Origin of the sequence: Streptomyces sp. NPDC002790 (assembly GCF_040295505.1) — a bacterium.
Classification (GTDB): domain Bacteria; phylum Actinomycetota; class Actinomycetes; order Streptomycetales; family Streptomycetaceae; genus Streptomyces.
In genome coordinates this window covers 1-10,248 of the sequence record NZ_JBEOVM010000167.1, presented here as the reverse complement: position 1 = coordinate 10,248, position 10,248 = coordinate 1, and the positions used below count along the sequence as shown (strand labels likewise).

Annotated in this window: 11 protein-coding genes; 9 read left to right on the top strand and 2 right to left on the bottom strand. The window is 70.7% G+C overall.

Annotated elements, in window-relative coordinates; translation table 11 throughout:
• Window positions 1-205: 205 nt before the first annotated feature.
• The 6 genes from ABT004_RS34650 (at window position 206) to ABT004_RS34625 (ending at window position 5,766) form a co-directional block, all read left to right on the top strand.
• Window positions 206-925, top strand: a complete 720-nt coding sequence (locus ABT004_RS34650) for a hypothetical protein (protein ID WP_351345199.1) — start codon at window positions 206-208, stop codon at window positions 923-925.
• A 57-nt stretch (window positions 926-982) separates the two neighbouring features.
• Window positions 983-1,750 carry a GntR family transcriptional regulator gene (locus ABT004_RS34645; protein WP_351345196.1) on the top strand — a complete coding sequence of 256 codons (768 nt, stop codon included), beginning with the start codon at window positions 983-985 and terminating at the stop codon, window positions 1,748-1,750.
• Between the two features lie 135 nt (window positions 1,751-1,885).
• Window positions 1,886-2,956 (top strand): ABC transporter ATP-binding protein, encoded by a 1,071-nt coding sequence (locus ABT004_RS34640; RefSeq protein ID WP_351345193.1) that lies wholly within the window; start codon window positions 1,886-1,888, stop codon window positions 2,954-2,956.
• Window positions 2,949-3,860 (top strand): 2-aminoethylphosphonate ABC transporter permease subunit, encoded by a 912-nt coding sequence (locus ABT004_RS34635; RefSeq protein ID WP_451191547.1) that lies wholly within the window; start codon window positions 2,949-2,951, stop codon window positions 3,858-3,860. The genes ABT004_RS34640 and ABT004_RS34635 overlap by 8 nt, the downstream gene beginning before the upstream one ends.
• Window positions 3,847-4,644 (top strand): ABC transporter permease, encoded by a 798-nt coding sequence (locus ABT004_RS34630; protein ID WP_351345190.1) that lies wholly within the window; start codon window positions 3,847-3,849, stop codon window positions 4,642-4,644. The genes ABT004_RS34635 and ABT004_RS34630 overlap by 14 nt, the downstream gene beginning before the upstream one ends.
• A 57-nt stretch (window positions 4,645-4,701) precedes the next feature.
• Window positions 4,702-5,766 (top strand): 2-aminoethylphosphonate ABC transporter substrate-binding protein, encoded by a 1,065-nt coding sequence (locus ABT004_RS34625; protein WP_351345187.1) that lies wholly within the window; start codon window positions 4,702-4,704, stop codon window positions 5,764-5,766.
• 10 nt (window positions 5,767-5,776) lie between these two features.
• Here ABT004_RS34625 and ABT004_RS34620 read toward each other — a convergent pair whose 3' ends face one another.
• A complete protein-coding gene (locus tag ABT004_RS34620) occupies window positions 5,777-6,556 on the bottom strand; it encodes an HAD-IIA family hydrolase (protein ID WP_351345184.1) in 780 nt (259 codons plus the stop codon).
• Between the two features lie 135 nt (window positions 6,557-6,691).
• Here ABT004_RS34620 and ABT004_RS34615 point away from each other — a divergent pair, with 135 nt between their 5' ends.
• Both ABT004_RS34615 and ABT004_RS34610 read left to right on the top strand, forming a co-directional pair.
• Window positions 6,692-7,279: a hypothetical protein gene (locus tag ABT004_RS34615; protein WP_351345182.1), complete on the top strand. Its 588-nt coding sequence runs from the start codon at window positions 6,692-6,694 to the stop codon at window positions 7,277-7,279.
• 7 nt (window positions 7,280-7,286) lie between these two features.
• Entirely contained in the window at window positions 7,287-7,988 is a 702-nt protein-coding gene (locus tag ABT004_RS34610; protein ID WP_351345179.1) for a class F sortase, read from the top strand.
• A gap of 221 nt (window positions 7,989-8,209) precedes the next feature.
• On the opposite strand, the gene ABT004_RS34605 is transcribed toward ABT004_RS34610, so the two are convergent.
• The gene (locus tag ABT004_RS34605) at window positions 8,210-8,956 is read right to left on the bottom strand and encodes an ANTAR domain-containing protein (protein ID WP_351345176.1); all 747 of its coding nucleotides are present in this window, start codon (window positions 8,954-8,956) and stop codon (window positions 8,210-8,212) included.
• Between the two features lie 173 nt (window positions 8,957-9,129).
• Between ABT004_RS34605 and ABT004_RS34600 the strand changes: the two genes are divergently transcribed.
• Window positions 9,130-10,122 (top strand): glycoside hydrolase family 6 protein, encoded by a 993-nt coding sequence (locus ABT004_RS34600; RefSeq protein WP_351345173.1) that lies wholly within the window; start codon window positions 9,130-9,132, stop codon window positions 10,120-10,122.
• Window positions 10,123-10,248 lie beyond the last annotated feature (126 nt).

Sequence of the window (10,248 nt, the reverse complement as noted above, 5' to 3'; positions counted from 1 at the left end):
ATCTTTCCAGCCCCGCCGGCGTTTGAGGCGCGGGGTCCGGGGCGGAGCCCCGGGGCCGTAACGCCGGTGCCGGGGGCCGGGCGGCTGGGCCGATCGAGGGAATCGCGCGGCGCGGCGTGACCGGCCAACCCACGCCCCGCCGAACCGCGATGGAAAGGTGTCGGCTCACGACTGTCGTCAACTCCGCGAACAGTGAAGGGCCTTCATGCGACCGCGCCGCCCGCTCGCCCTCGCCGCCATCACCCTCACCACCTCCGCTCTCACCGCCCTCGGCCCCCCGAACGAGGCCACCGCCGACACCGGCACCCAAGCCTGCGCGGCAGCGAACCGCGGCGACTTCCCCATCGACACCCGCATCGACGAGGGCCCCGCCACCTACCACCCCGGCGACGCCCCCCGGCACTTCTCGCTCGACCTCACCAACACCACCACCGCCCGCTGCGCCGACCTCCACCCCGTCCTCGTACTGGTCGACGAGGACCGGAAACTGACGCCGAAGCACATCGCGCTGGAGTTCCGCGACGCGGGCCGCTGGCGCCCCGTGACCGTCGAGCGGACCGCCCGGGACGAGAACATCGGCGTCTTCGACGGCTTCCCCGGGTTCTCGGTCGGCGCGGGCGACACGGTCACCGTCGACGTCCGCCTCGCGTTCGCCGACGACACCCGCCCCGACGACGTCGTCGCCAACGCCGCGCTCGTCCGGCGCAAGGACGACGACGGCGACTGGGTGGGAGAGTCCGACGACTATCCGTTCGCCATTGAAGAGTCCGCGGGTCCGGGTTCGACCCTCGCGGACGAAGCGGGCGAGCTCGCCCGGACGGGCCCGCGCGCCCTGCTCGGACTGGGGGTCGCGGCCGGCACCCTCCTCCTCGCCGGCGCGACCCTCGTGGTGGGAGCCCGACGGCTCCGCGTCGGCGGACGCTGAGCCAGGGCCCAAGGGGACGCAAGACAGGTGTTCACCCGCATCTGCGACCATCCCCGCGTGGACTACCCGAACGACCAGGCCCCCGGCGCCCCCGTGCGCGACGGCATCCCCGAGCACGGACGCATCCCGAAGTACTACGCCGTCAAGGCCCAAATCGCCGCGCTGCTCAGCGAGTTGAGTGAAGGGGAGGCCCTCCCCGCCGAGCGCGAACTCGCCCTGCGCTACGAAGTGGCCCGCGAAACCGTGCGGCAGGCCCTGCGCGAGCTGCTGCTCGAAGGGCGGCTGCGGCGGCACGGCAGGGGCACCGTCGTCGCCGGCCCGAAGCTGGCGCAGCCGCTGTCCCTCGCCTCGTACACCGAAGGAGTCCGCCGACAGGGCCGGCGCCCGGGTCGCACCCTCATCGGCCTCGAACGCTTCCCGTGCCCGCCCGCGCTCGCCGCCGAGATCGGCCTCGAACGGGCCGAACCCGTCTGGCACATGGAACGCGTACTGCTCGCCGACGACGAGCGCGTGGGCCTTGAGTCGACCTACGTGCCCGTGGCCCGGGCGCCGCGACTCGACGCCGAGTTCGACCCCGACTCCTCGTTCTACTCCTACGTCCACGACCGCCTCGACATCGAGTTCGGCTCGGCCGACGAGCGCATCGAGACGGTGCTCGCGACCCCGCGCGAGGCCCTGCTCATCGGCACGCCGCCCGCGCTGCCGATGCTGCTCATCCACCGGATCTCGTACGACACCGGGCGCCGCGCCACGGAGCGGGTGCGGACGCTCTACCGCGGGGACCGCTTCTCGTTCACCGCGCGTCTGGGCTCGGACAGCTGGTAATTACCCACGGCTCCCCTCTCCCTCCTCCAGAAATAACAGAACGGTAACGGGTCTGGTCCAACCTTGGGTGCCCGTTCACCGTCCCGTTGCCGCGCCGCTCCGCGCGGGACACCCGCCGCCGGGAGCGTGGCCGCCGTGAGAGACAACGACCAGAAGCTGAGCGGCATCCGGTTCGACCGGGTGTCGGTCGCGTACGGCGGCACCACCGTTCTCGACTCCCTCGACCTGACCGTCGAGCCCGGCGAGGTGATGGCCCTCCTCGGCCCCTCGGGCTCGGGGAAGACCACCGCGCTGCGCGCCGTCGCCGGGTTCGTGCGGCCCGCGTCCGGGAGGGTGTTCCTCGGCGGCCGCGACGTCACCGACCTGCCGCCGCACCGGCGCGGCATCGGCATGGTCGTGCAGAGTTACGCGCTCTTCCCGCACCTGCGCGTCGAGGACAACGTCGCGTTCGGGATGAAGGCCCAGAGGGTGCCGAAGGGTGAGATACCCGGCCGCGTCGCCGAAGCCCTCGAACTGACCGGCATGGCCTCCTACGCCAAGCGGTACCCGCGCGAACTCTCCGGCGGCCAGCAGCAGCGCGTCGCCATCGCGCGCGCCCTCGCCGTCCGGCCCGGCGTGCTGCTCCTCGACGAGCCGCTGTCCGCGCTCGACGCGACACTCCGCTCCGGCATGCTCGCCGAACTCGCGCGGCTGCACCGCGAGTTGCCCGACGTCTCGATCCTGTACGTCACCCACGACCAGGTCGAGGCGCTCACCCTCGCCGACCGCATCGCCGTCATGGACAAGGCCCGCCTCCAGGACGTCGGCACGCCGCAGGACCTGTACCGGCGCCCGCGCACCGAGTTCACCGCCTCCTTCGTCGGCAACGCCAACCTCCTCCCGGTGACGGTGGGTTCGGGCTCCGTATCGCTGGGAGGTGCCGAGCTGAAGCTCCCGACCCCGGATGCCGCCATCGGCTCCACCGCCACGCTGTGCGTCCGCCCGCACCTCGTCGGCCTCGGCGAAGGCCCCAACTCCCTTACGGGCAAGGTCTCCGAGGTCCAGTGGCGTGGCTCCACCCACCGCCTGCACGTCGACGTCGACGGCCATCAGGTCAAGGCGGACCTGCGCGAGCTGCGTGACCCGCCCGTGCTCGGCGACCGGGTCACCCTGCACTTCGCGCCGGACGATGCGGTGCTGCTCTCCGCAGGGGTGACCGATGGCTAGTACCGTCCCGGGCCTCAAGGAACGTGAACCGGCACCGGGGACTGTGCCCACCCGTTCCGCCGTGCGGAACACCTGCCCACAGCGGCGGCTGCCGCGCATGATCTGGGCCCTGCCGCCCGTCGCCGCCCTCGCGGTCGTCTTCCTCTACCCGCTCTTCCTCGTCGTCCAGCAGTCGCTCACCCCCGACACCGGCGGCACATCCCTGAAGCCGTACGCCGATGTCTTCGCGTCGTCCGCGTTCCGCGAGGCGCTCGGCACGACGGTGTGGCTCGCCGTCGGGTCCACGGTCGGCTGTCTCGTCCTCGGCTTCGCGCTCGCGCTGATCGTCGCGTTCGTGCCGTTCCCCGGCGCGAAGGCCGTCGCCCGCTTCATCGACGTCTTCCTGTCCTTCCCCTCCTTCCTGATCACGCTCGCCCTGCTGTTCGTGTACGGGCAGGTGGGCATGGCCAACGGGGTGTGGACGGACGTCACAGGCGCCGCAACCGGCCCCTTCCAGTTCCTGGCCACGCCGTGGGGCGTGCTGCTCGCCGAGATCACCTACTTCACGCCGTTCGTGATGCGCCCGCTGCTCGCCGCGTTCTCGCAGGTCGACACGGGACAGCTGGAGGTCGCCGCGTCGCTCGGGGCGCGGCCCGCCCGGATCGTGCGGCAGGTGATCCTGCCGGAGGCACTGCCGGCGCTCGCCGCCGGTGGCTCGCTGGTCCTCGTCCTGTGCCTCAACGAGTTCGGGATCGTCCTGTTCACCGGCGCCAAGGGCGTCACGACGCTGCCGACCCTCGTCTACAGCAAGGCGATCCTCGAATCCGACTACCCGGGCGCATGCGTCGTCGCGGTCGTCAACGTCCTTGTCTCCGTGAGCCTTTACGGCCTGTACCGGGTGGTGAGCCGCCGTGCTCGTACATAGCAAGGCCGGCAAGTGGGGCGCCTGGGGCCTCTTCTTCGTCCTCTTCCTGCCGCTGTTCGCCCTGCCGCTTCTCGTCGTCCTCGCCGCGTCCTTCGCCACGAACTGGTCCGGCGCCCTGCCCTCCGGCCTCACCGGCGGCCGCTACGAGGCCGCCACCAGCGGCGACTCCCTCACCGCCCTGACCACCAGCCTGGTCACGGCCGTCACCGCGAGCGTGCTCGCGCTGGTCGTCGGCGGCTGGGCCGCGCTCGCCGCCGCCACGCTGAACAAGCGCGGACGCCGCGTGCTGGACGCCCTGTTCGTGCTTCCGGTCGCCGTGCCGTCCGTGGTCGTCGGCCTCGCGGTCCTCGTCGCGTTCAGCCGGCCGCCGATGCTGCTCAACGGCACCCGCTGGATCGTGATCATCGCCCACACGATCCTGGTCACGGCCTTCGCCTACCAGTCGGTGTCCGCCGCCCTCCAGCGCCTCGACCCCTCCTACGAACAGGCCGCGGCCTCGCTGGGCGCCCGCCCCGCGTACGTCCTGTGGAAGGTGAAGCTGCCACTGCTTCTGCCCTCCCTGAACGCCGCCGCGGGCCTCTGCTTCGCCCTGTCCATGGGCGAGTTGAGCGCCACGATGATGCTCTACCCGCCGAACTGGATGCCGCTCCCGGTGCAGATCTACGCGACCACCGACCGCGGCTCCCTCTTCACCGGCTCCGCTATCGCGGTGGTCCTGATGGCCGCCACGCTGCTCGTCCTGCTGGCCATGTCGCGGATCCGCACCAAGGCCTCGTACCGCTGAAGACCCCGCTGTAGACCTCGCTGAAGTCCCATACGTAGCAACGGAGTTCATCACGCCATGCGCAAGCACACGCTCACCACCGTCGCCGCCGCCACCGGCGCTCTCGCCCTCGCCGCGACCCTGACCGGCTGCGGCGGCAGCTCCGCCGCGTCCGACGAGAAGACCGTCACCGTCTACAGCGCCGACGGCCTCAAGGGCGAGAACGGCGACGGCTGGTACGACAAGGTCTTCAAGGACTTCACCAAGAAGACCGGCATCAAGGTCGACTACGTGGAGGGCGGCTCCGGCGAGATGGTGCAGCGCGCCGTCCGCGAGAAGGTCAACACCCAGGCCGACGTCCTCGTGACGCTCCCGCCGTTCATCCAACAGGCCGACAGCAAGGGCCTGTTGGCGAAGTACGCGCCCAAGGGCTCGGACCAGGTCGACGGCGCCGACAAGGCGGCGAATGGCACCTGGACGTCCGTCGTGAACAACTACTTCGGCTTCATCTACAACAAGAAGGAGCTGAAGCAGCAGGCGCCCACCACGTGGGAGCAGCTCCTCGACGCGAAGTACAAGAACAAGCTCCAGTACTCCACGCCCGGCATCGCGGGCGACGGCACCGCCCTGCTGGTCAAGGCCATGCACGACTTCGGCGGCAAGGAACAGGCCATGGCCTACCTGAAGAGGCTCCAGGCCAACAACGTCGGCCCGTCCGCCTCCACCGGCAAGCTCGCGCCCAAGGTCGACAAGGGCGAACTCCTCGCCGCCAACGGGGACGTGCAGATGAACTACGCCCAGTCCAAGGACATGCCGAACCTCGGCATCTGGTTCCCGAAGAAGGGCTCGGGGAAGCCGACTTCCTTTGCTCTGCCGTACGCGGGCGGCCTCGTGAAGAACGCCCCGCACACCGCCAACGGCAAGAAGTTCCTGGACTTCATGCTCGACGCGGAGCAGCAGAAGCAGGTCAGCTCCGTCGGCGGCGGCTTCTCGCCGCGCGCCGACGTGAAGGCCACCGACGCCAACGCCGTCGAACTCGCCAAGATCATGGACGGCGTGCAGATCTTCGAGCCGGACTGGAACGACATCGCCAAGAACCTCCAGACGTACGTGGACGACTGGAAGACGGCGACCGGCAGCTGAGAGGCCGGTGTCAGACCAGGTCGACGAGGTCCGCGATCGAGTCGACCACCTTGGTCGGCCGGAACGGGAAGCGGTCGATGTCCGACTTGGCGGTGAGCCCGGTCAGGACGAGATACGTCGTCATCCCGGCCTCCAGGCCCGCCAGCACGTCCGTGTCCATCCGGTCGCCGATCATGGCGCTGGACTCCGAGTGCGCCCCGATCGCGTTGAGCCCTGTCCGCATCATCAGCGGATTCGGCTTCCCGACGAAGTACGGGTCCTTGCCGGTCGCCTTGGTGATCAGCGCCGCCACCGAACCCGTCGCCGGCAGCACACCCTCCGTGGAGGGGCCGGTGTTGTCGGGGTTGGTGGCGATGAACCGGGCCCCGCCGTTGATCAGCCGGATCGCCTTGGTGAGCGCCTCGAACGAATACGTACGGGTCTCCCCGAGGATCACGAAGTCGGGGTCCGAGTCGCTGAGGATGTAGCCGACCTCGTGCAGCGCCGTCGTCAGACCCGCCTCGCCGATCACATACGCCGTGCCGTTCGGCCGCTGGCTGTCGACGAACCGGGCGGTGGCGAGCGCGGACGTCCAGATGTTCTCGATCGGGACTTCCAGGCCGATCCGGTTCAGACGGGCGTGCAGGTCACGGGCCGTGTACATGGAATTGTTCGTCAGGACGAGGAACGGCTTGCCGGAGTCCCGCAGCTTCTTGATGAACGCGTCCGCGCCCGGGATCGGCACCCCCTCGTGCATGAGGACCCCGTCCATGTCGGTCAGCCACGATGCGATGGGCTTGGGCTCTGCCATGTGTGCGGACTCCTCGGCGCTCGATCGACTGACCGCCATCGTATGCACCCGCCCCGCCAGGTGTGACCTGCCACGGGAGTCTCCCGGGATGCGGAACGCGGCCGCAGGCGTGAGCCTGACTGGAGGAGGTTCACGATGCGTGCAGGACTGCTTGCTGTCGGTATCGCGGGGGCGGTCGTCCTGGTGACCGCACCGGCCACCGCGGCCCAGGCCGCCGAAGGCGGTGGAACGATCACCGTCACACCACGGGACGCGCCCGCGGGCACCGAGGTCGACCTGCGGGTGACCGGCTGCGAGGGCACCACGGGCAGCGCCAGTTCCGCGGCCTTCGTGTCACCGGCCCGGCTCGCGCCCTCCGCCGACGACCCCACCCTGTTCGCGGAGGCCCGCGTGAAGTCCTCCGCCGGGCCCGATGCCTACTCGGTCTCGGTGACCTGCGACGGCGTCGAGGGCAAGGTCACCGGCACCCTCCGCGTCCTCGACGGATCCGCCGCCGACGCCTCGCCCACACCGTCCCCGACCGCCCCCGTGCACGCGGGCGGCGGCGGCACCGCCGAACGGCAGGCCCTCGCCGTCCACCGGCCCTCCACGGCAGCGCCCAGCGAGGGCCCCGGCACCCGGCACGCCCTCATCGGGCTCGGCCTCGCCGCGGTCGCCGCCGTCGCCGTGGCCGTCCGCAGCGTGCGCCGCCGCAGGTCACCCGGTTCGCCGACGAGGCGCTGAACCCGCCATGAGTGACCGGTCGCAAGGCGCCGGGCGGCTCCTCACAGGGGTCGCCTGGGTGGTGCTGCTGCTCGGCCTGTGGCTGTGGGGCCACGGCGCCACCGACCTCAACCTGTCCTCGCCGACGACCGGGGACGCGGCCGCCGTCGGCCGGCCGTCGGACGTCGACCTGCCGGCCGCCCACCAGCCGGACGAGGGCGCGCAGCCACGCCGCGTCGACATCCCGGCGCTGCGCGTCCAGGCGCCCGTCGTGGCCCGAGGCCTGGACGGGAGCGGCGGCATCGACCCGCCGTCGTACGCGCGGGCCGGCGTCGTCGGCTGGTACGGAGACGGCGTGAAGCCGGGGGAGCGGGGCACCTCGCTGTTCGTCGGGCACGTCGACACCGAGAGCAGGCCCGCCGTCTTCTACCACCTCAGCGAGGCCGAGCCCGGCGACACGGTGCGCGTGACGCGGGCCGACGGCTCCGTCGCCGAGTTCACCGTCGACGACGTCCGGGTGCTCTCCCGCGAGAACTTCGACCCGGCCGAGGCGTACGGGTCGCACGAGGCCGAGCGTGCGGAACTCCGCCTGATCACCTGCGGCGGCAGCTTCGACAAGGCCTCGGGCACGTACTCCGCGAACGTCATCGTGTCCGCGTACCTGTCGGACGTGTCCCGGTCGAACGTGTCCCGGTCGGACGTGGACAGCGCGTCCCAGAAGGCGAGTTGAGTGCCGAGCGCCGCCCCACCTGGTCCGGCCGGTAGCCGCTCCCCCCGGAGCCGCCGGCCGGACCGGTCCTCTACCGCGCGGGCGGCGGGCTGCGGGAGGGCCCGGCCCAGGCACGGGAGGTATTGGTGGTCCGTTGGTTGGATCGGACCGGCCGAGGACTGGGGCCGCTCATCACGACTTTAGAGCGATTGGGTGGATCGGCACAGGGTGCGGTCGAGGGTTCACGTCGGTTCGGGCCTGACCTGTTCGTCGGGCAGCGTGCGGCGGATCACGGCGCGCGCGACCTGGTCGAGCGGCAGCCGGTTCGAGCGGGCGTACCGTCTCAGTGCCGTGAACGCGGTATCCGGAGCGGTCGCCCAGCGCTCGGCGAGCATGCCCTTCGCCTGCTCGATCCGCACCCGGCTGGCGAGCGCCACGCCCAACTGCTCGGTCAGATCCTGGTACCGGGCGTGCACACGGTGATTGTGCAGCCCGGTGGTGGCGGCGTCGGCGAGCACCTGGGCGATCGCGAACTCACCTTTGTGTGCGGCTGGTTCGGTCTGGAAGACGGTGAGCGCCCCCACCAGATCGTCGGCCTCGCGCAGCGGAACCGCGTAGGCGGAGGCGATCCCGCCGCGGCGGGCGATGGCGGTGAACGCGGGCCAACGTGCCACGGAGTGCGCGGAGTTCAGGTTCACGGGGGCCACGGCCAGGCCGGTGCGCAGGGTGTCGTGCGCCGGGCTCACGGGACTGTCCGCGGCCACCAAACTCCCCCCCCCGACTGTGTCGGGATACTGGCCTCGGTGGCCGGCCGGGGTGGGGCAGTACGGGCTGGCGAGGAGCACGGCCGCGCCCAGGGCGCCGAGCAGGTCCACGCAGTGTTCGGTCAGCCGTCGCAGATAGCGCGGCGGGTCGAAAGCGTCACGGAAGATCTCCGCATACTCCAGCAGGGCAACTGCCAGGCGCAGTTCACTCGTCTCATCGGACAAGGTGCGCCCCTTTCCACTCCGCGTATCGGAGTGTTCCTGGTCGCCGCCTACCCGAGCCCTGCCCGCTGTAACAGGTCCTTGACAAGCGGCGCACGCGCTCGTGGCGCGACAGGGGTGTATGCCAGGATTGAGAGCCAGGCAGTGCACCCAAGGGGGAGTGGATGTACCGGAAAATGAGGGCTGGAGCGGTCGTCGTGGGGGCGGCGCTGCTCATGTCCGCCTGTTCCTCCGGCGGCGGGGACAAGAACGAGGGGGACGGGTCGACGGATCCTGTGAAGCAGCAGCCCAAGGGCGCGGACCCGTTCTGGGTCAACCCCGACAGCAAGGCCGCGAAGGCCGTGGCGGAGTTGGCGAAGGACGGCAAGGACGACGAGGCCGCGAAGGTCCGCAAGATCGCCGAACAGCCCAGCGGTGAATGGCTGTTGCCGGAGAACGCGAGGGACCAGGCGCGCGGCTTCACCGAGGCCGCGCAGAAGGCGAACAGGGACGCGCTGCTGGTCGTCTACAACATCCCGCACCGCGACTGCGGCCAGTACTCGGGCGGCGGCGCGGCGGACGGGAACGCGTACCGGGAGTTCATCGACCAGGTCGCCGAGGGCATCGGGGACCGCCCCGCGACGGTGATCCTGGAGCCGGACGCGGTGCAGCACATGGTGGACAACTGCACACCGGAGCAGTTCCACGAGGAGCGCTACGACCTGCTCAAGGGCGCCATCGCCAAGTTCAAGTCGCTGAAGGACACGAAGGTCTACCTCGACGCGGGCAACGCGGGCTGGGGCAAGCCCGACCAGATCTACGAGCCGCTGAAGTGGTCGGGCGTCGACCAGACCGACGGCTTCTCGGTCAACGTGTCGAACTTCTACACCACCGAGGACTCGGTCAAGTACGGCAAGGAGCTCTCGGCGAAGATCGGCAACAAGCCGTTCGTCGTCGACACGAGCCGCAATGGCAACGGGCCGTACACGGGGGGCGCGGCGGACGAGCGCTGGTGCAATCCGCCCGGGCGGGCACTCGGCGAGGAGCCCACCACCAAGACCGGTGACCCTCAGGTGAAGGCCTACCTGTGGATCAAACGCCCGGGAGAGTCGGACGGCACGTGCAAGGGGGGTCCGAAGGCGGGGGAGTGGTGGAGCGCCTACGCGGAGAAGCTGGCGGGAGCCAACTGACGGCTCCCTGACGCCCGGTTCGGCAATATCAAGCCCCTGTGGCGATTGAGCAGCGGGGTCCGGGGCGGAGCCCGGCAACCGCAACCCCGACGCTGGCCGCGCGAGCACGTCGGTGCTAGGCTGAAG

Excerpts from the sequence above, each read along its gene's own strand:
- ABT004_RS34620 (WP_351345184.1), bottom strand. The coding sequence starts at position 6,556 with ATGGCAGAGCCCAAGCCCATCGCATCGTGGCTGACCGACATGGACGGG.
- ABT004_RS34635 (WP_451191547.1), top strand. The coding sequence starts at position 2,949 with ATGGCTAGTACCGTCCCGGGCCTCAAGGAACGTGAACCGGCACCGGGG.
- ABT004_RS34615 (WP_351345182.1), top strand. The coding sequence starts at position 6,692 with ATGCGTGCAGGACTGCTTGCTGTCGGTATCGCGGGGGCGGTCGTCCTG.
- ABT004_RS34600 (WP_351345173.1), top strand. The coding sequence starts at position 9,130 with ATGAGGGCTGGAGCGGTCGTCGTGGGGGCGGCGCTGCTCATGTCCGCC.
- ABT004_RS34625 (WP_351345187.1), top strand. The coding sequence starts at position 4,702 with ATGCGCAAGCACACGCTCACCACCGTCGCCGCCGCCACCGGCGCTCTC.
- ABT004_RS34650 (WP_351345199.1), top strand. The coding sequence starts at position 206 with ATGCGACCGCGCCGCCCGCTCGCCCTCGCCGCCATCACCCTCACCACC.
- ABT004_RS34610 (WP_351345179.1), top strand. The coding sequence starts at position 7,287 with ATGAGTGACCGGTCGCAAGGCGCCGGGCGGCTCCTCACAGGGGTCGCC.